Origin of the sequence: Cysteiniphilum sp. 19S12-1 (assembly GCF_052030685.1) — a bacterium.
Taxonomy (GTDB): domain Bacteria; phylum Pseudomonadota; class Gammaproteobacteria; order Francisellales; family Francisellaceae; genus Caedibacter.
The window spans coordinates 65160-85185 of record NZ_JBQAJM010000008.1; the positions used below are offsets into that span (position 1 = coordinate 65160).

Consider the following 20026-nt stretch of genomic DNA (forward strand, 5'->3'; position numbering starts at 1 on the left):
GATGTTCTATGGCTGGGCTGGCAGGATTCGAACCTGCGCATGACGGGATCAAAACCCGTTGCCTTACCGCTTGGCGACAGCCCAATATTGATCGTGAAAACCGCTTAGTTAAGGGGTTGTCATTGCTCGACAGGTGCAAAGTTTAATGTTTTCACTATCCAACTGTCAACATCTTTTTCTAACTTTTTCTGATTTTGTAAAAGCTGATGGTAATCCGTGCTCAGGAGGTAAAAACAAGCACCTGTACCAGTGAGTCTTAGGTCATTGGCTTGAGGTAAATTTTGCAGTTCATTAATCACTTCAGGGTAAAGGGTATTGATGACTTCAAAAAACACATTTTCGTGCAGTAGTGGATTTATGGTTTTTGCATTATCTAAGATTACTTTAGATTTATTGAGCTTAGGGTGATTAAATAAAACGGCAGTACTAGCATGAAATTGAGGTTTAATAATTAAGGCATATTGTTCGATATAAGGCTTAGGTGTTAATATCTCGCCAATGCCTTCTGCCCACGCAGCTTTCTGGAATAAGAATATCGGTACATCAGCCCCAAGACTCAGTCCAATCTTATGTAGTTGACCATCAGAAAGCTGGCATTGCCATAGTTTATTGAGTGCAATAAGTGTTGTTGCTGCATTGCTGCTACCACCCCCTAGTCCTGCGCCCATGGGGATGTTTTTATCAAGATGAATATTAATACCTGTATTAGCTTTGGCAAAGGGTTTTAATGCAAGTGCAGCTTTGTAGATTAGATTATCTTGATCTTTGCCGATGCTCACATTGGCTGATAGTTTAATATGCCCATCTTCTCTTAATGAAAAGTGTAGGAAGTCTTTTAAATCAACAAATTGAAACCAAGTTTGTAGGTTGTGATAGCCATCATCACGTTTACCCGTAATGTGTAGAAAAAGATTGATCTTGGCATAGGAAGTGTAAGTTATGGGTTTAAAAGCCATGATTTAATCACAAGTGTAATTTTTAAATCGTCACCATAGCGAAATATGATTTTCTCAGCAAGCGGATATTGATTGTCATAGAGCATGTAGTCTTTATATTGGATTTGCCAGCCTTGCTGTTTTAAATTTTGCACCAAGCCAAAATTATTGAGTGTTTTGCTGTAAGGTACTTGCGGCATATATAAGCCACGCGCCCAATAATACAAGCCTTCAATCGGTAAACTCCAGCCAAGTTGTGACTGCATAAGTTGTTGAAGGCTCTGAGACTTGATAACCTCGCCATTGCTACGCTTTAACTTAACTTCGTTACTATTGCCAGAAAAAGTGGTTGCACCTATGCCTAATGGTCCATAAATTTGAATCCAAAAGTCATGTTTGTTTTGTTTCCAGATAAAGTTAGCCGATTCTCCTTTGTGATTGATGATAATCCCAATCACACCAGATGCTTGCCATTGGGTTAGTTTTTGTAAGCTTTGCTGATAGCTTTGCCAAGCTTGGGCTAGCTTGAGTTCAGTATTTTGATTCGGTTGAAAACTTTGTTTGTATGCTATATTTTCTTGATTTGGGACGATGGGAGTAAGCGGTGTTTTAGGTGTGCTGATAGTAGTACAACCTGTTATTAGTAAAATAAAAACAGTAGTCAAGGAATATAAAGCAATAGCAGGGGGGATATGTTTTTTAAACATTAGCTTTAGACCCCAAGCTCTTTTTTATGTATTTGCATGACTTCAGCATAATTTTGAGCATTGGCTTTAATATAAACCTTTTCACTATCCTTTAATGGGCGAGCTTGAGCAGTAGGGGAGCCAATATACAAAAAACCTGATAGAAGGCGTTTACCTGGTGGCACCAGAGAACCCGCGCCAACAATGACATCATCTTCAATAATGGCGCCATCTAAAATAATGGCCCCCATGCCAATTAAGACGCGATTGCCAATATGGCAGCCATGGATAACGGCGCTATGACCAATGGTTACCTCGTCACCTATGCGTGTATCATAGCCAGTGCCTAGGCTATCAAGAAATTGTGTCGTGTGCAAAATCGAATTGTCTTGGATGTTGGTTTTGCTACCAATGGTAATATTAAGTAAATCACCACGAATGCTAACATTTGGCCACACCGAGCTCATGCTACCAATACTCACATCTCCAGTTACTGTTGCCATGGGGTCAATAAATACATCACGGGCAATCTTGGGTGTTTTGCCATTAAATGAACGAATGGGCATGGTAATACTCTTTTGTTTTAAGCTAATAAGAGGAAATATATACCCAACACAAACCATTTTCCAGAGTTTCTTGCTTTGTCTTTTGCGGGGTGAACTCTGGTAATGGTAGATACGTTAATAACCAATAAAGTAACCAATTGCTATAAACAACCAAGATATTAGATAAGCAAAAAGCATAAATGGGAGTATTACTTTTAACCAACTAGTATAAGAAACTCGCCCTAGAGCTAACATAGCAAGCGTTCCGCCCGAGGTTGGTACTATAAGGTTGGTAAGCCCGTCCCCTATTTGAAATGCCAATATCATCAACTGCTTACTCATTCCAATGAGTTGAGCAACAGGTAAAAGCACAGGCATTGTTGCTAGAGCTTGCCCAGACCCTCCAGGGATAAATAAGTTTATTATTCCTTGAACGACGCTCATCAGAATAGCTGATAGCATGGTTGGAATATTATCTAGTGATCCACTTAGGTGATATATAATTGTATCAATAATGTGTCCTTGCTCTAGAACCACCTTGATGGATGCAGCCATGCCAATCACTAAAGCACCAGCTGTGACAGTAGAGGCTCCTTTTATCATGGTCTGAATAAAGTAATTTGGGGAGTATCTATTGATGATTGCAACAATAAAGGCCACTATTAAAAAAACAGCAGCAATTTGATTAATATACCATCCGTCTATAAATGCAGAGCCAAGAGCAATAATGATAATGCCAATGAATAAGGTTGCAATAATAAGACTATCTTTTAATGACATAGAATATTCATGTAGTTCTTTTGTTAGCGACAAATCATATTCTTTATCACTTTGTTCGAAAATTTGGTGTTTAGGAGCTACAAAGCGTACTATGTAATAAGCTAGTGCTGATAATGTGACAAAAACGAGAATGCTCCTTAATAGAGCCCCTGAAAACAAAGGTAGTTGTGCTAGATGTTGAGCCACGCCAATTGTATAAGGATTGATAGGAGATAAGGCAAAACCAATACCAATTCCACCAACAGCAATACAGACTCCTACAACATTAGATAAATTAAGTGCAGAGGAAATTAATATTGCGATAGGAATTAACGCGATGTTATTCTCAAAGCCCACACTTATGCCAAAAATGCCATAAAGATAAGTTGCTAAAAAGATTAATACGTTCTTTTTTTCAACCCCAATATGTTTGACCGCTGTCCCAATTGCATTTTCTAATGCTCCTGATATTGAGAGTAAATGAAATAACCCTCCAGCTATAAACACAATAAATAAATATTGCCCAGCAGCTAAAAGGCCTTTTGGAATGGCGACAAACATATCAAAAATATTAACGGGTGTTTGCTTAATATGGTGGTATGAATGCGCGACTACGGTGACTTTTCCATTGACTGTAATTCTGTGGAACTCTCCAGCAGGAATCAAATAGGTTAAAATAACTGCAATAACCAATATGTAAAATATCAATGCCATTGGGTCATCAATTTTTTGATACCATTTTTTAGCTGACTCGTTAGTAAGATGATCCTCTATGAAAAAATTATTTTGTACTTTATGTTTATTCATGTCCCCCCCCCAGGTATTATATTATGTTAGATTTCAATGTGTTTTATAAAGTGTTCAAGTATTTGGGCAGCTATGATAGTGTCTTTAAAATCAATCTCTTCTTGTGGGTGATGGCTTAATCCAGCCTTGCAGCGCAAAAATAGCATAGCAATGGGTGTTAAACTCTGCATAGCAAGCCCATCATGTCCTGCGCCACTAAATAAGTGAAATGCTGGGATATCAAGTGAAGTTATTGCTTTTGCAAGCTGCTGTTGTAGATTAGAGTCACATCTAGCACCATCCATTTGATAGTTTTTGTTGGCATTTATTTGTATTTGTGATTTTTTAGCTACATCGTTTGCATATTGGTATATTTTCTTAGCGGCATCTTGACGTATTTCTGGAGTAGGAGAGCGTATTTCAACAGTCATCTCAACACTGTCAGGAATGACGTTGACGGCATTTGGTTTCACTGTTAGCTCACCAACAACACCGACTAGGTTTTCAGTTTGGGCAAAAAGGTTATTTGCATAACAGACGATGTTTGCTGCTGCTAGTAGTGCATCTTTACGCAAATGCATCGGTGTTGTTCCTGCATGATTTGCTTGTCCTTGAAGCTTTATGCGGTGGCGTTCAATGCCTGTGATTGCTGTAACAATGCCAACAGGTAGTTTTTTTTCCTCAAGTACAGGGCCCTGTTCTATATGAACCTCAAAAAAACCGATAACTTCGTCTTTGCTGTATGAGCATTCTGCAAGTTTATTTGGATCTGCACCAATAAATTTTAAGGCATCAACCAATGATATCCCATCTTTGTCAACAATGGTTAAGTCTTCATTTGTAACATTGCCACATAATGCCCTACTACCCAAAAGTGTTTCAGGGTAACGAACACCTTCTTCATCACCAAAGGCTACTAACTCAATGTTGCAAGGGACGCTGACATTGTTTTCATATAATTTTTTCAGCACATACAACGGTAAAAGAACACCTAAAATGCCATCATATTTTCCGCCTTCAATGACTGTGTCTTGATGAGATCCTATGATTAGTGTTTTGCTTCTATTCTCTCCTTTATATAGACCTCTGAGATTTCCTATAGCATCTAAATGAACCTCTAAACCTGCTTCTTCCATCCAGCTCTTTAGTACTGGGAGAAACTCTTTATGTTCTTTTGAACAGTATAAGCGAGTTACTCCTTTTTGGCTTGAAGAAAACTGCGATGCTTGCTCGAAGTATGTGCTTATTTCTTGTTCGTCGTAATGAATCATTTTATTTCCCATCTTTATATGTTTTATTTCATTTTGTTAATTTTTATATTACGCTTGCCGAGATTAGCTATGGGTCATTACCTGCTTTGCTGTAGGCGCTTTTGGTTGGAATGGCATTAATAAATGACTGAAAGTCGATATGACAATACTTTTGGTATAAGTCTCTCAATTCATCTATAAGAAGGTGGCGTTGCGTTGAGTCAATCCTTAAGTCGATAGGGCTTTTATTTGCATTTACAACTTTAATGGCAGTGGAAACGGCACCTTTTTTATCACCTCCTGCTTTTAAGCCAGATTCTAATGCTAATATTAACCTATCGACAAGGTTACCTTCCGCGCAGAAATACCCGTCAAGCATGTCTTCAAGCACTCTATTGCTTTGAAGTCGATTACCTGCGACTGCAACATTTCTCTGACAAATTGCTTCAGCATAGCCTTCGTTTTTACAACCTGTATGCGCTGCAGTATTGCCCATTTTATCAACGACAATTAGCTGGCGATATTCACGATTTATATCGGCGAGTATAGCTTTGTTTATTGCGTCTTCCGCAGTGCTTCCCATTTGTATAGCATGCTTAATTTTATCTGCATATAATATGTTCGTATAATAGCCTTGTGTAGCAATTGCCCCCACATCGCAAAAAGCGTGTGGTACAAAGCCACCCACGCAGATCGATGCAGTGACAGTTGCTACTGCGTAAGTCTCATTTTCTTTTGCAACAATTGAATAGGTCAAAACTTCCCCCATAAATAACCATTCTGTACAAATTTAACAGCATTGGTTTTAGACGTCAAATTTATCTACAAGCTTTTATCATAATACTGACTAATCATGTTTTGAAATCTAAAATATCGAGACAGTTTACAGATGGGTGATGTTGTGAGTAAATCACCACGAATGCTAATATTTGGCTATATTGAGTTCATCTGGTCGATATTCACATCGCCAGTTACCGTTACCATCGGGTTAGTAATCACATTACGGGCAATATACCATAAGGCAAGCTAGGATGAAAAAGGATGATTATGAAGGTAAGTATTATAGGTGTTGGCGCAATTGGTGGATTTATTGCTGTGCGCTTACAAAACTCAAGTGTTGCAGTGCAGTTGGTTTTAAAGCAAAAGCCAGAAAATCAACAAGCAATTGACCTTACGATCACTGGTGGTATGAAGCTTGCTGCAAGCTTTAGTGATATTGTTGATTGTGTTGAGGATATTGATGGTGATGTTATTTTTATTTGCACAAAATCAACGGCAAATGAGTCGATATTTAAGCGATTAGGGCATTTATACAATAAAGTCATTATATTATTGCAAAATGGGATTGGTGAAGAAGAAAAACTGGTCAAGTATATAAATGAAAGTAATACAATTATTGGTGCAATAAGTCATATTAAAGTCAGTAAAGAGGGAAATGAAGTTACATGGCACAATCAATTATGTAATATTGATTATGCTTATTTGCAGCCAAGAGATAATGTAAGTATTGATTGTCCGTTGAGTAAGGCTTTTGTTGAAGTGAGTAAGAAAGAGAGTGTATTGGATTTACGCTTTCATAAATTACTTGTGAGCGCACCATGCAATGGTGCATCGGTTGTGTTTCAAGCAGATATGAATACACTGGCACGTAACCCTCAGATTACTCAGATGATTCGCGAGATTGCGCTTGAAGTTATTACGGTAGCTCATGCTTATGACGTTGAACTTAATGTTGAAGCGATTGATAATTTACTTATTGCTTTAGCTAAGCCAGAGTACAGACATGCTTACTTTAGTATGTGGTATGACTACAATGAAAATAAACCGATGGAGCTTGGCAGCATTTATGAAAATGTGCTTGAAATGGCACGCTTGAAGAATCTAGAAATGCCAGCGCTTGAGGGTTTATATGAGCAGTTGGTAATAATGCAAAAATAAATTGAACTTCAATTACATTCCTCACCCGCGCAGCTTAAGCTGCACGACCTTTCCCACAAGGGGAGAGGTGTTAGCTGACGTAACTTATTATTGATTCATTGCTTAGTGTTTTTGGAGATCGAAAAATTAGGTGTTGATCATAATAATTGACTAATTGCCTAATTGCCTTTTGAAAACTATAATATCCGTATAATTTACGGATGAGGTAATGTTGTGAGTAAATCAGCGCGAATAGAGTTTAAAGTGACAGATGATAGCAAAGCTATTTTTGAGAGAGCAGCTCAATTAATGGGTGTGTCTTTAACTGAATTTGGTGTGCGAGCCATGATGAGCTTTGCTAAGAAGGTTACGACCGAACAAAACTTAATTAAACTAACGCTATCACAACAAAAAAACTTTCTTACTGCATTAGAAAATCCACCTGAGACTAATGATGCACTGAAAAAAGCGTATCAAACATATAAGAAAACTGTTTCCTAGCAGGGTGATTAATGGCATTAAAGATTGAGTTGTTAACAAAACAAAAAATGTCTGGCATTAAATTTGACTGTGGTTATGTGGCATTAAACAACTACATACTCAAGCAAGCTAAACAAGATATGAAAAGACACGTTTGTGCAACGTATATTTTGCAAGATAATTCTTCTTTAATAGGGTTTTATACGCTTTCATCAACCATTATTCATCTGGATCAATTGTCCAGTATCAATGATGAAATGGCGAAGAAGCTGCCAAAATATCCATACTTGCCGGCAACATTATTAGGTCGATTAGCAGTTCAAAGTGAGGCAAAAGGAAAAGGCTATGGTGAGCTGCTTTTGGTTGATGCTTTAGCTCGTGCTTATGACAATAGCGCGGTTATAGGATCGATTGCAGTGGTTGTTGGTGCAAAAGATCATACAGCGGAGCGATTTTATAAACGCTATGGTTTTTTAACGCTGAGGGATAATCAACTATTTATCACAATGGATACGATTAAAGGGATGTTTGGATAGCCTGTTGTGTTCAGTATAGATGATTTTTCTAGTTTACTTTGATTATCAATTATCGATAAGTTCTTAAGCAAAGAAACACTATCAAATGCTTGGTAACTGGTATAAGCTGACACCATAGGAAATAGCTACAACATCTTATGCATTTAGATTTTAAACACTTTGTTTTTGACTTAGATAACACACTTTATTCAGCAAGCTCGGCATTTTTTGATTTGCAATTACGCAATATGTCTGACTTTATTATTGAGAAGTTAAAAGTAACGCGCAAAGAAGCAGATTTTTTGCGTGAAGAATATTATCACAGCTTTGGCACAACAATGCATGGTTTAATGCACCACCATGCAATTGATCCCTATGAATTTCTGGCAGTGATTGATAATGTGCCATTGGAGCGTTTGCATTTGGATGATGAGCTTTTAGGTTTGTTAAATAGCTTAAAATCAAATGGTAAACACTTATCTATTTTCACTAATGGCTCGCTTTATCATGCGGATCGGGTGATGTCTAAATTATCCCTTGATGAGGTGATTAAAGATGTTGTCACATTAGAGTGTACGGGGCTTGTGCCTAAGCCAGATCCTAAAGCATATCAATTTTGCTTTGAGCGCTTGGATATAGACCCTAAAAAAGCAGTTTTTTTTGAAGACTCATCACATAATTTAATTCCTGCCAAACATATGGGAATGACAACGGTACTTGTTAACGCTGATGATACAGCACATGCACGCTTTATAGCGCACCCTGAGATTGATTATTTTGTCGAAGATGTACCATCCTTTTTAAAAGGAAAGTTTTTAGAAAAGCGGGTTTAGGGGTAGTTTACTACTCCTTTGTTAGCTTTGTTTGGCTTTGTAACATATAGCCAACGCCATATATACTTTTGATTAACTTATCCTTGTTATTTCTTTTGAAAATATTTCTAAGTTTATGTATTGTAATATCAACTATTCGATCGCTTTCAAAAGATCTGAATTGATTAATTCTTTCAAATATTTGACCTCTGGGGACTACTTGAAAGGGATGTTCAAGTAGTATTTCTAAGGTTTTGTGCTCTGTATAACTGATTTCTAATACTTCTGTCGATCCAACCTGCATCAATGTCATTGGGACATTTTTTAAAATAAAATCATCGAATCTATAAGAATATTTTTTCTTTTGGCTGTAAAGATCAATAGTGACAAAATCTGTTTGCTGAGCATATAGGTTAAAGGATACTCTAACCAAAATATCTAATGGCAAAGGGGCATTTAAAGAGCACAAAAGCCCACGACGATAATACTTATATAAATTTTGCTTTTGATAATTAGGTGGAAGCAATAAAATAACTTTTGAGAGACTATTTATTAACCCCAAACTACTTTTGCTTGAAGTGTTTAAAGTGTGGTCGATTATGCAGATGTCAGCTTCGTTTATATATTCATCGTGGAAATTAATTGTGACTGTTTGTTTTTTTCTCAAAAAAAGAGTCTTTAACTGCTCTTTTAAAAGCAAATTTTTGGATTCTATAAAAATGCGCATAATTATCTCCTCAACCAATTTTTAACATCGTTAAGTAGAGTCTATTCATGTGCTTGTTAAAAATACGTAATAAAAGTTTAAATGTTTTGATAAAGTAAGTTTGCCAATCCAAAACAGTACCTAGATTCCAGTTGTCGTTCGTGGTCTACTATAATTCTATGCGATTGTAGATAGATACCCTGAGTAACCCCGTGGTTCTTGAGCGTCAGATCCGTTGCACAACTTCGTTATGCGGTAACCTCATTCACCCACGGGTATCACTCGTGGTGCTCTGTCTTCGACCGCATAGAGATATCTTATTTATCTATCGATCACCACAACCTTTATACCGAATTGAGTCAGATTATCTTTAATAAATTTTTCATCCTCTTTGGGCACAGTTCCTACTAAAATGATCTTCTCCAAGCTATTCACTTTATTTAAATCTGTTAAAAAATTAAAACTCAAGCGGTTACCCCCTATAGTAATGCTCTTTATATTCAACTTCTTTAACATTAAGATAAAATCAAAATCATCATGATAGTTTTTGGCAAAAGAAATATCTAGATGCTTCAAATTTGTTAATCTATCTATTGCTTTTTCATCAAAATAATTGTAATTATCATAAGATAGCAGAGGAAGCCTTAGTTCTTCTAAAGATTCATTACTCACAATGGAATCAATAGCTTTTTTGTAAGTCTTACTAGTATAGGCCCTCCATTTGCGCGGAAATTTTAATTTCTTTAAATTTGTGCATTTATTTTTAATTGCGATTCTAAAAAAGTCGTGCTCGACTCTTTCCGTAGCATAGAAAAAATCTAGCTCTTCAACTGAATCAACATAAACAACATAACCTAAGTTAATGTTTTCTATTAAACTATCAAGCGATAGTATATTGGTTTCGTATACGTGATCATCACCATCAAAGTAATGCGTATATCTAACTTTCACAATTCCATCAGGAGCAATAGATATACTTTTTAATGCATAACTTTCAGAAGCCACACAACAAGAATAATTTTTTAGCTCTTTAGAGGTGGGGGCTAAAAAAGAGGAGATTACGCCTTTGATGTTATGACTAACAAAATAAGTCGGCTTTTTAGCGTTTCCCTTAACTGCGCTGAAATCAGGATCATTTCCAGCAAAAGAATTGCTACGTATAAAAATAATAGTCAAAATCAAAATGCTTTTAATTACTTTACTCATTTATATTCCTCTTGTATTTATTAAATATTGGTAACTACTCAGCAGCTTGTTAATTGAACTGTGGGGTTTTGCCATTAAAGACATCTGCGATGATATCAATAATCTTCCACCCCTGTTTGCGAGCAGTCGATAATAATGTGCGAATACGCACAAACTTTTGAGCGCCAGTTTCACTACGAAAGCAGCCTGATACCTTTTGTTTTACCTTCATCATGCGCAAGTCATTCTCCGCCTGATTATTAGTAAAAGGCACTTCTGAATCATAGATAAATCTAAGCACGTCATTCTTGTAATCACGCAATCGTAATAATAAGTTGTGCCCAGTTCGTCGCTTTTTTCTACCTCGTTTACCAGTGCTTGCTAAAGGCATCAAAATCTCATGGTATTTAAGACCATTCGCTACAATTCGATAATAAGTTTTACTGATTAAGATCTGTTTATCAGGCAATAGCACCGATTGTTCTGATGTGTTTACCAAGTGACAGCTTTTCCTCAATAATCTCATCATACGTTTTGCCCAAATTTCACCATCCTCAGCTAAAGATCGTAGCTCACGCAAGTGATGGGCATTGCATAATGCATGACTTACACCCTCAAGTGTAAAATAGGATCTCCAATGATCATGAACCACGATACCTGTTAGACTAGACAGTAGAGATTTACGCTTAGGACTCACGTGATAATAGGTATAATCAGCATTTGAACAAACATGTAACCATTGGGTTCTTGAGCATATGCGATAACCGGTCTCATCTAAATGTTTAACTGGAGCACTTTTGAGCTTATCAAAAACCATTTGCTCAAATTCAATCAATTGATCAGCACACGTTTGACTAAACTCTGCAATACTTGCAGTGGCTACACTGACACCAAATAAATCCTCTAACAACTGCTGAGTTCGTTGCTCAGGAATAAAGTGTTGATTTTGCAAATACATCGCATAGCTTTTTAGGTTATTGCCGTACTGCACCGGCGCATTAATACCCTCTGGAAAACTTGCGGTCGTATATTTCTGACAATTTGGACAGCACTTTTTCTCATGACAATATTCAATTACCTTAAGCTTTGGCATTTGAGGTAGATCATGTAACTGGCGTCTTACATACTCTTGCGCCTTTGTGTCACTTAAATCACTTTGGCAATGATCGCAACTCGTTACAGATTTAGTCACAACTTCATCCGGTTTAGCTTGACCAAGATTGCTACCATTATGACCTTTTTGATCACCTGATTGCTTCTTGGTAGTCTTGGATTTAAGTTTACCTTTTTCGCTGACACTGTTATTTTTGTTAGGACGTGACAAACCATCGCTTGAAGGCGGTATGGTACTAGATATTATATAAATTGTTTTTCTGAGTTTTTTTGCACTTAGCATGTGGAGTGTCTCTATGGTTATGATTGTCAGAGGCGAATTTTATTGAGTTAAATGTTTCAAATTATTCCTAAATGCTCACAACCAAACATTTCCTTGCCACTTTTAGGCATGGTGGAGTCATCTAAGTATAATATTATGAAGTAAATATAATGATTAAGTTATGGCTAATTGTTTATCAGGCTAAACACAACCTATCATTATAACTCTTACATTTTTATTACATTCTAATATCATTAATGATACGTTCTATTGATTATTCTCTTACTTGTCCAAACAAGAAGAAATTAGGAGAATAAAATGAAAAAGTTATCACTATTGGTTAGTTTGATTAGTGCCACTATAGCAAGTCAATCTTTTGCATTAGAGTCATACGCTTGTATATCAAACGAAACTTCTCATGCTGTTAAATTAAAAATCTCTCAAGTAGATAACTTTGATTGGGATAATAAAAATGAAAGACCCGATACGCAGTTTGATGGTAAAGAGCTTGGACCATATGATGCAGTTTGTGCTACCCTAAACACTAAATCGAGAGCAGACGGCTCCCCTTACCGAGTAACATTAGAAAATATTGATACAAAAGAAGATATTGCTACAGCAAGAGTTAATCAACAGCAAGCACACATAACGGTAGATCATAAAATTTTTAATCAAGACCGCAATGAAAGTGACGGCGCTTCAAACCAGTACCATGGATATTGGTCAACAGGTTATAACACTAGTGAGTTAAGAGGGACAAGCACTTTGGTTTTTGCAGATAAGGATTTATCTGCTGATACTAATATTGAATTATCAAATTGGCAAAGCAAGCTAAGCGATGATACTTTATTAAAAGAAGTCACATTACCAGGAGCTCATGATGCTGGTGTTAACAATGCCTCACCAGTAAGCCGACATGGAGCAGCCTTAGAGGATTCATATGTAGCAGCCCAAGAGTATGATATTAGAGGGATGTTAAATTATGGGACACGATATTTTGACTTAAGACCTTATGATAATAATGGGGTTCTGCGCGCAGGACATTTTGGCAGCGCTGGGGGAGGGTATGGTCAAAAGATTGTAAATATATTTGATGGTGCAGTTACATTTCTAAATAGTCACCCAAGTGAGTTTGTTGTATTTGCCATTACTCATACTGAGTCTGATGCACCTGATGACGGTGAAGCTCATCGTAGTGAAACAGCCAAAAAGATTTTAGCACTTTTAGGAAGTCAAGATTATTCAAAATATATTTATAGATCAAATTCAAATGATCTTTTAAATACACCAATTGAGAAACTAAGAGGAAAAATGATACTTCTTTTTGATAAAAACAATGGTTATGAAGGAAGCTCTGAAAATGGTGTTTTTTCAAACTCAATTATTTCTGGTTCTTATGCAAACACTTACCATGTTGCTGGTATGGAGAAAGATCAATTGTCAAAGCTTGAACATAGAAAATCAAACGCACTTTTTTATTTAAGTTGGGAGTTGACTGCTAGTGAAAAATCATTGCAATTTGCTATTAGACCATTAAGTAATATCGCAAATGGTTATTTGATGAAAAATGCTTTTGATTTTGGCGCATATGAGAAGGTTCCCAATATTGTGCAGTATGACTTTAATACTCCTAGTCTGAATAATGGTCTTATTAATCAAGTAAATAATATAACCACGATGTTTATTGATATTCCAGTAAGCAGTCTGATATTTCCTAATTCTATAACGCTTTCATCAGAGTATGGTCATGGGTATTCGTATAATACATCGGCAGTTTTTCATAAAAATGGGAAGCCATATCAACGTCTATATCTTAAATTTATGGGTATGATGCATGAAGATGATACCGCTGTGAAATTAACTGCTTACTCTCCTGAGACGCAAGTAAAAACAATTTTAATTGAGAGAAAAAGATCAGAAGAAGGATATGAGATTATAATCAAGGGTGGTAGCGAGAAGACTTTACGGATGGTTAAGACAAATAAAAATAATAATTTTTATAAGGTGAATCTTGATTATTTAGTGCAAGAAAGCGCTTATAAGATCGATAGCTTTGATAGAGTTGGGGATAGAGATCAGTAGATTGCGTAGGTTTGATTACATAGGAGTAATATCCCACGGAAGTCATTTAACTCAAGCAATATTAATAATGAAATCAAAATATTCTTAGTAATTATATACCAATTTAATATCAATCAATAGAGGATAACAACATGTTGAAAAAAACAATCACTATTTTAACTGGTACATTAATCTTAAACACAACTGTTACAAGTTTTGGTAATGTTAACTCAAACTTGCTACCAAAAGAAACTCATCAGGCCGTTAAAGCAAATATGATCGAAGGAATTAATAATCTTACTTCTTCACAATTACCTAAGAAGCAGGTGGTAGGTGATATAACTGACGATATATTTGGGCAATTTGCAAAAGCAGCAGCTGCTGCAACAGCACAAGCAATTTTTGGGTTTGATGCAACGGATCCAAAGCAGATATTATCTAATGTTTTCGGAATTGATGTTAGCGACCCTGTTACCGATAGCCTAGCAAGGATTGAAAAGGAATTAGCAAAGATAGATGATAAAATTGATCATCTAGATCAGGCAACTAGAAGTTTAATCGATAAGGTTGATTGGCAAAGTATGCAAGCTGCATGGAAGGAAATTTCAAATGGTGGAAAGGCTGGGAACCCAGCATTAGCATTGGCACCAAGGGAAGAAGGTGGTAATGGCTTAGACAATCAGATGATTTACTCTGGTGTGGTAAATGCGTTAGCAAATAACGCAGATTTAAATAAGCTTGGCTTTAAAAACTATGACGGGAATATTGCTGGGTTTATTAATAGACTTTCCTCTGATGATGCAAATAAAGCAGCTGACATTATATTTGGGCATAATGAAACGACTGGAATTATTACGTCAGCTTCTTTAACGGAGATAAGCAAATTCATCAATGGAATTACAAATGGAAAATACTCACAAACAGGTAATTTAGGCATTGAGCTTGGATCCCCTTTGACTAATTTTTTAGACTTATATTTAGGGAATATCTATAAAACATATGCTGATGCGTATTACAAAGATACCAATAACAATTTGAAAGACTTTAACAGCTATTTGAGCGCATCCAGGTATGAAATGTTAAACTTGCAATATCAAATCACGATGGGATTAATTATTGGCAATAGTATAGAAAGAGCCGTTCTTGGTATGCAAAATAATCCGAACATTACAGATAACGATGTTAAGGAAAAAATAGGTAGTTTAGCAACTACAATCCAAAAAGCATCTAACGTCCCAGATGTACAAAGTCTTGATGAAATGTATTTAAAAGCGAGTGACTATGTGAATAAAGTATTTGATGATCCGTCACAGGTCGACACATCAGGCTCTGGAAATGCGGGGCGCTTTTATGACAGGCTTAGTAATGATTATATTTTGACGAGATCAGGCGCTGACATTGCTAATGGTTCAATAAACGCCAAACCAGGTAGAAACTTTGATCCACTTCTTGAGACTTCAACTGAGTATCAACGTTATTGCAAAACAATTGGGGTATATGATGATGCTCTCTTTGCAGAATGTCTTGTGGCACCAGATGGTAATGACCAAAGTGATTGTTCCAAAGATTCAGATAGTTGCAAAAAAATGATATATGGTATTAATATCAATAATGCTTTATCTGACTCTGATGCAGAAGAGGCTCAAGAAAAATATTCAAATGTAACAAGAAAAATTTCATTCTATTTACCAGCTAATAAGCCAAACCACGATGCACATTTAATTGCTACAGATGGTGCCAGTGATAGAGGAGAAAATACCAACTTGCTAGAATATTCAACATCTATAGCTTATGAAAGTTATAGAAATCGTGACTATTTTGAAAAGTTGATTGACTATACGTTACCTTACAGTTTCTATAAGGATCAAAACCCATCTGACATTGGTGATAATGTTGCTAATGGCACACCTATTGGGTTATTTATGGGCGGTTCAAATACTTTTGAAGGCGGGGCTGATGAAAATGATTGGATTTACTCACGTGATTATCATGATGGAAGTACAAATCTTCACGATGATGGAACATTCAAAGACGATGCAAAAGCCTATTACGTCAATTATCTTGAGACACCGTCTGGAAATCCTATTTATTATACACAATATTTTGATATATATGCTAATGCTTATGGTACTTCTTATTCAGGGGGAACTCGCTATTATCTCGAGACTGGAGTGGGATGCCTGTCAAATGATACTCGATGTAATAAAGGTGTAGAGGATAATGGCCCCTATATTGGTAGTCACTCAATGCCTCGTGCAAAAATAGATATCCCAGGTATTAATGATAAAGCAACAGGGTTTGCTTTACTTGGTAGAACTATAGATTATCAAATGCAGGTAGATGATTCTTCTGATATGGGTGCAGGACGTTTTCATTGGAGCTTGTTAATACTTAATAGTCAGTATTTTACAAGTGATTTATCTGATGATCCAACAAACTCAGTGATTAATCGCATTGGAGGAGGCTTCCGTAATAAGTGTTACATGAATACCTCTGGAGAGCCAACATGTTATTATCAAACCTATGATACGAATCAAAATACGTATGATTTAGTGAAGACAAATTTAGAAGCAGACTCTGTAGAGTTACTTGCTAGAGCTAAAAACTTTACAACTTCAGATCGCGCTTATTCGTTACTTGATGCAGTGGTAAGTAGCAAAAGTGCAGCGTTGAATCTGGCTGGAAGTATTTGGCACAATTTAGGAGATTTCAACCCCCATTATGACTAATGATCTAAGCTGAAAATTTCACGAACGGTTCTTCATTGGACATTACAATAAATTTACATTTTATTGCAAAAAAATCAACAGTATATCCATTATATTTATCAAGCCAACCAAGTAAACATTTAAAAAGAATCACAGGATAATATTATGAAGAATATAAAGAGAACAATCCTTTGCAGTGCAATCAGCATAACACTTTTTGGAAGTGCCATAGCTAATAACTATGAAGAACCAACAACGAGTACAGGATACTTTGAAAGCTTCATGGTTAATGGTGCAGAAACATGTTTTGAGTCAAAAAATATAAAATTAGTCCCACAATCATTGGGAGAGATCAAAAAATTCTATGCAGGTGGTGCTGTTGATACTAAAAATGCGCTAACGAGTTTATCCATGGATTTGAACCTTGGTTTTATTTATGGTCCGTTTTCAGGGAATAATAAGATTTCCTATATAACGACAAATTTAAGTAAAGAGAAGACAATTGACTTATTTTTTATGTCGTCTTATGCTCAAAAGTTTCGTGTTGATTATGGTTCAAATCCTTTTACAAAAAGAGCAGCGGAACTAATTAAGCAGAGCAATAATCCAGATAATGCTTTAAATTTTATTTCTGCATGTGGCACGAATATACCAACACTTTTCTACGCTGGAGCATCAACGCTTTTTAAAGTAACAATGACATTTAACTCTAAGGAAGAAGCTCAAGAAATCAAAGATATACTGAAAGTAAAAATGAACTTGGATGGCGGTTGGGTTTCGTTAGAGGGTGAGATAGCTAACTTAGATAAAAAGTATCAGGCTAAAACACAATTTAAGATTGAAAGTACAGAAACAGGTTATTCAACTACTGCTGCAAAGGAGCGTGAAAAAGTAGCAAATAGCATAGGTAAGTGTATATCAGGTGGATCAGAAGCAGATTGTACTCAGTATATTCAGGCGATTTCAAATTATACATTTAACTTCAGCGATTATGTTGCTCGTGATGTTGCAAAGAATGACCAAAAGAAGTTTAAGTATACTTTGACACTTATGGGAACACCTCTAGAAAGTTCTCCTATAGGTCAAATTATTGTTAACCCTAAAGGCATTGATGCCAAGCAAAACATACAAGAAGCAATTAACACCCACTATAAGAGTCAGTCAATAATGAATATAAATTCAGCTATTGAAAGATATTTACGAGAAAGACTTGAGTTAGAAGATTCTATTGATGAAATATACAACAAAGTCAATCTGGATATTAGCCTAAAAGAGTCTTTAGAGAAAATCAAAGTTATGCTATCAAAGAGCTATGATTTCAATAATCATGAGAAGGGCGTTTTAAGCAATGCTTTAAATGATATAGTCAAAAATCCAAGAAATCATCAAAGAGAGTTTGATAGAATTTTAGAGTATTTTAAGGAACATCAAATTAGTGAGAGTGACTTAGGAAAAGTAGCAGAATATAAGCATATTGAGCAATTTAAATTGGCGGGTGTTGATGATATAGATTTATCAAAAATATTCCAGATAGACTCTAGTTATCTTATGAAGCAATCTGCTGAAGGCTTACCTGCTTCAAACTCTAAAAACTTTGTTGTTATTAGCGACAAAGAGCAAGGCTATCCAAGGTATCGATATTTAGACTTAGCGCTTAATTCAGCACTTAAAGAAAGTCAAAAAGAGTTTGATGATGTTATAGGAAAAATATACAAAGAGCACAATAAGGGGTGTGTATATGGGTTTTTAGGTGGTCAATACACGGGACATAGAGCCGAGTACAGACTGGAGCCCAATCATATATTACCTGTGTATAGTAAACTATTAAATTTTATTGAATCACAGAATAATTTAATTCAAGCATTAGAACAGAATAAAGCATGAAAATAAATTAACAACCTTAACAAAAAAATAAGGATTAAGTAAATGAAGTTTTTATTAAATTGTTTAGCGCTAGCCTTAACTTTTGGTTCGGCATGGGCTAGTTATGATATGCGCTTAGAAAATGAATATTATGAAGATGCTACTGTAACATTAGATTGTGGTGATAAGGATGCTGGTACTCAATTACCAGAAAGTGCGTGTAAATTATTAACATCTCACATTGAGGCTAGAACTACACGAGATTTTATGCAATTAAATCAAGATATAGGTATTAAGAGTGGTGTTGTATATCCAATCAAAGTAACACTTTCTTATCAAGGTGGCTTAAAAGTGGTTTATAGATTTAATATTACCGGAGTTTGGAGTAGTTCAGAGCTATCAGATTTAAGGGTTACAAAAGATAAAAGTGACATCAAAAAATTGTTACCTGAAACTGGTTCGCTTATTGAGGGGAATATGGAGAATAATATATCTTTCTCTCACGATGGTGCAAGTGATTTGTCAGTTTTTGCTAAATCTAATGTGAACTTCAGTCTTCATAAAGTAAGTGGATTAACGCTTGGGGTAAAAGCCACGACAGATTTGCATTGTCCACTTGAGCCTACAAACTCTATGCTTGAAGCAGCATGGGAAAGGGCCACTGCCAAAACAGAAAATCAAGCGTTAATTGGTAAATAGTAGAAGATGAAGGTGTCCAATTAGGTAGCTATCGGAAGTCGCCTAATCCAGATTGATAATAGTTATATATCAAATTTATATGCACTTCAGCATCCTAAGAGGTTTTGCCTCAACTAAACATAGCAATACCTCGCGGGTTTTATTGACGTGAAAATTGAACAAAAAACAATAAGTGATTCAGGAGAACTATAAAATGTTAAACAAGAAATACCCTAAAAAAATTATGCTAACTGCTATGATGTCATTATTGTTAGCTGGAAATAGCATAAGCTACGCTGGTAATGGTGTACAGAAATTAAAGCCAGTTAATACCGCTTTAAGTGTGTCAAAGAATGCATTAAAGATTAACTCTTCTTTGGAGTCAACAAGACTTATAGGTCTTAAGTATTGGGAGCAAAAATATGTGTTACAAGATATTCTCTCCGATATCCCTTATGCCAGTGAAGGAGTTGAATACGCCTTAGATGTAATCAAGTCTCAACCATTTAAATCAGTTGATTTAACTTTGAAATTTATTAATGATTATGGGAGTGAAAAATATATAGATGCTGCGAAATCAGCCATAGTCTGTATGGCATATTTGACAGGGCAACTTACAGTTTCTCAAGTGATTAATTATTTTAAAATGTATAATGGATGGGTAAAAGCTTTATCAAATTTACTAGGCTATACCCAACTTGGTAAGCAAAAATTCTGAAACGTATACGATATAAGGCTTTTCGCCATACATAAAGGTGCGTTAAG

The 20026-nt window shown here is 35.9% G+C and carries 18 protein-coding genes and 1 tRNA gene; 9 read left to right on the forward strand and 10 right to left on the reverse strand.

Annotated features, from left to right (window positions below):
* Positions 1–9 precede the first annotated feature (9 nt).
* From ACTS4L_RS04150 to ACTS4L_RS04180, 7 genes are all read right to left on the reverse strand, one after another.
* Positions 10–84: transfer RNA gene (locus tag ACTS4L_RS04150), tRNA-Gln, on the reverse strand.
* A 35-nt stretch (positions 85–119) separates the two neighbouring features.
* Complete coding sequence (gene ispE, locus ACTS4L_RS04155) at positions 120–956, reverse strand: 4-(cytidine 5'-diphospho)-2-C-methyl-D-erythritol kinase (protein WP_440617166.1); 837 nt, start codon at positions 954–956, stop codon at positions 120–122.
* Positions 938–1642, reverse strand: a complete 705-nt coding sequence (lolB, locus tag ACTS4L_RS04160) for a lipoprotein insertase outer membrane protein LolB (RefSeq protein WP_440617167.1) — start codon at positions 1640–1642, stop codon at positions 938–940. The genes ispE and lolB overlap by 19 nt, the downstream gene beginning before the upstream one ends.
* Before the next feature lie 5 nt (positions 1643–1647).
* On the reverse strand, positions 1648–2187 hold the full coding sequence (locus tag ACTS4L_RS04165; protein WP_440617168.1) for a gamma carbonic anhydrase family protein: 540 nt from the start codon (positions 2185–2187) through the stop codon (positions 1648–1650).
* 114 nt (positions 2188–2301) lie between these two features.
* On the reverse strand, positions 2302–3732 hold the full coding sequence (locus ACTS4L_RS04170) for a YfcC family protein (RefSeq protein ID WP_440617170.1): 1431 nt from the start codon (positions 3730–3732) through the stop codon (positions 2302–2304).
* Positions 3733–3758: 26 nt separating this feature from the next.
* Positions 3759–4994, reverse strand: a complete 1236-nt coding sequence (locus tag ACTS4L_RS04175) for a M20 family metallo-hydrolase (protein ID WP_440617171.1) — start codon at positions 4992–4994, stop codon at positions 3759–3761.
* A gap of 55 nt (positions 4995–5049) precedes the next feature.
* Positions 5050–5730: a DUF1028 domain-containing protein gene (locus ACTS4L_RS04180; protein ID WP_440651738.1), complete on the reverse strand. Its 681-nt coding sequence runs from the start codon at positions 5728–5730 to the stop codon at positions 5050–5052.
* Positions 5731–6008: 278 nt separating this feature from the next.
* On the opposite strand from ACTS4L_RS04180, the gene ACTS4L_RS04185 reads away from it, so the two are divergent.
* The 4 genes from ACTS4L_RS04185 (at position 6009) to ACTS4L_RS04200 (ending at position 8706) form a co-directional block, all read left to right on the forward strand.
* Positions 6009–6899: a ketopantoate reductase family protein gene (locus tag ACTS4L_RS04185; RefSeq protein ID WP_440617174.1), complete on the forward strand. Its 891-nt coding sequence runs from the start codon at positions 6009–6011 to the stop codon at positions 6897–6899.
* Positions 6900–7112: 213 nt separating this feature from the next.
* Complete coding sequence (locus tag ACTS4L_RS04190) at positions 7113–7379, forward strand: DUF1778 domain-containing protein (protein WP_440617175.1); 267 nt, start codon at positions 7113–7115, stop codon at positions 7377–7379.
* An 11-nt stretch (positions 7380–7390) separates the two neighbouring features.
* Positions 7391–7894: a GNAT family N-acetyltransferase gene (locus ACTS4L_RS04195; RefSeq protein WP_440617176.1), complete on the forward strand. Its 504-nt coding sequence runs from the start codon at positions 7391–7393 to the stop codon at positions 7892–7894.
* 137 nt (positions 7895–8031) lie between these two features.
* A complete protein-coding gene (locus ACTS4L_RS04200) occupies positions 8032–8706 on the forward strand; it encodes a pyrimidine 5'-nucleotidase (RefSeq protein WP_440617177.1) in 675 nt (224 codons plus the stop codon).
* A gap of 10 nt (positions 8707–8716) precedes the next feature.
* On the opposite strand, the gene ACTS4L_RS04205 is transcribed toward ACTS4L_RS04200, so the two are convergent.
* The 3 genes from ACTS4L_RS04205 to tnpC form a co-directional block, all read right to left on the reverse strand.
* A complete protein-coding gene (locus ACTS4L_RS04205; protein ID WP_440617178.1) occupies positions 8717–9412 on the reverse strand; it encodes a winged helix-turn-helix domain-containing protein in 696 nt (231 codons plus the stop codon).
* Between the two features lie 300 nt (positions 9413–9712).
* Entirely contained in the window at positions 9713–10597 is an 885-nt protein-coding gene (locus ACTS4L_RS04210; RefSeq protein WP_440617179.1) for a hypothetical protein, read from the reverse strand.
* 49 nt (positions 10598–10646) lie between these two features.
* Positions 10647–11972 (reverse strand): IS66 family transposase, encoded by a 1326-nt coding sequence (gene tnpC / locus ACTS4L_RS04215; RefSeq protein WP_440617180.1) that lies wholly within the window; start codon positions 11970–11972, stop codon positions 10647–10649.
* A gap of 297 nt (positions 11973–12269) precedes the next feature.
* Here tnpC and ACTS4L_RS04220 point away from each other — a divergent pair, with 297 nt between their 5' ends.
* The 5 genes from ACTS4L_RS04220 (at position 12270) to ACTS4L_RS04240 (ending at position 19979) form a co-directional block, all read left to right on the forward strand.
* A complete protein-coding gene (locus ACTS4L_RS04220; RefSeq protein WP_440617181.1) occupies positions 12270–14033 on the forward strand; it encodes a hypothetical protein in 1764 nt (587 codons plus the stop codon).
* Between the two features lie 131 nt (positions 14034–14164).
* Complete coding sequence (locus ACTS4L_RS04225) at positions 14165–16741, forward strand: hypothetical protein (RefSeq protein ID WP_440617182.1); 2577 nt, start codon at positions 14165–14167, stop codon at positions 16739–16741.
* A gap of 144 nt (positions 16742–16885) precedes the next feature.
* Positions 16886–18604, forward strand: coding sequence for a hypothetical protein (locus ACTS4L_RS04230; protein ID WP_440617183.1), 1719 nt, complete (start codon positions 16886–16888; stop codon positions 18602–18604).
* Between the two features lie 42 nt (positions 18605–18646).
* The gene (locus ACTS4L_RS04235) at positions 18647–19282 is read left to right on the forward strand and encodes a hypothetical protein (RefSeq protein WP_440617185.1); all 636 of its coding nucleotides are present in this window, start codon (positions 18647–18649) and stop codon (positions 19280–19282) included.
* A gap of 193 nt (positions 19283–19475) precedes the next feature.
* On the forward strand, positions 19476–19979 hold the full coding sequence (locus ACTS4L_RS04240) for a hypothetical protein (protein WP_440617186.1): 504 nt from the start codon (positions 19476–19478) through the stop codon (positions 19977–19979).
* Positions 19980–20026: the final 47 nt, after the last annotated feature.

Coding starts and splice junctions, on each gene's coding strand:
- ACTS4L_RS04195 (WP_440617176.1), top strand. CDS start 7,391: ATGGCATTAAAGATTGAGTTGTTAACAAAACAAAAAATGTCTGGCATT.
- lolB (WP_440617167.1), bottom strand. CDS start 1,642: ATGTTTAAAAAACATATCCCCCCTGCTATTGCTTTATATTCCTTGACT.
- ACTS4L_RS04170 (WP_440617170.1), bottom strand. CDS start 3,732: ATGAATAAACATAAAGTACAAAATAATTTTTTCATAGAGGATCATCTT.
- ACTS4L_RS04185 (WP_440617174.1), top strand. CDS start 6,009: ATGAAGGTAAGTATTATAGGTGTTGGCGCAATTGGTGGATTTATTGCT.
- ACTS4L_RS04230 (WP_440617183.1), top strand. CDS start 16,886: ATGAAGAATATAAAGAGAACAATCCTTTGCAGTGCAATCAGCATAACA.
- ACTS4L_RS04220 (WP_440617181.1), top strand. CDS start 12,270: ATGAAAAAGTTATCACTATTGGTTAGTTTGATTAGTGCCACTATAGCA.
- ispE (WP_440617166.1), bottom strand. CDS start 956: ATGGCTTTTAAACCCATAACTTACACTTCCTATGCCAAGATCAATCTT.
- ACTS4L_RS04200 (WP_440617177.1), top strand. CDS start 8,032: ATGCATTTAGATTTTAAACACTTTGTTTTTGACTTAGATAACACACTT.
- ACTS4L_RS04240 (WP_440617186.1), top strand. CDS start 19,476: ATGTTAAACAAGAAATACCCTAAAAAAATTATGCTAACTGCTATGATG.
- ACTS4L_RS04235 (WP_440617185.1), top strand. CDS start 18,647: ATGAAGTTTTTATTAAATTGTTTAGCGCTAGCCTTAACTTTTGGTTCG.
- ACTS4L_RS04210 (WP_440617179.1), bottom strand. CDS start 10,597: ATGAGTAAAGTAATTAAAAGCATTTTGATTTTGACTATTATTTTTATA.
- tnpC (WP_440617180.1), bottom strand. CDS start 11,972: ATGCTAAGTGCAAAAAAACTCAGAAAAACAATTTATATAATATCTAGT.
- ACTS4L_RS04165 (WP_440617168.1), bottom strand. CDS start 2,187: ATGCCCATTCGTTCATTTAATGGCAAAACACCCAAGATTGCCCGTGAT.
- ACTS4L_RS04225 (WP_440617182.1), top strand. CDS start 14,165: ATGTTGAAAAAAACAATCACTATTTTAACTGGTACATTAATCTTAAAC.
- ACTS4L_RS04180 (WP_440651738.1), bottom strand. CDS start 5,730: ATGGGGGAAGTTTTGACCTATTCAATTGTTGCAAAAGAAAATGAGACT.
- ACTS4L_RS04175 (WP_440617171.1), bottom strand. CDS start 4,994: ATGGGAAATAAAATGATTCATTACGACGAACAAGAAATAAGCACATAC.
- ACTS4L_RS04205 (WP_440617178.1), bottom strand. CDS start 9,412: ATGCGCATTTTTATAGAATCCAAAAATTTGCTTTTAAAAGAGCAGTTA.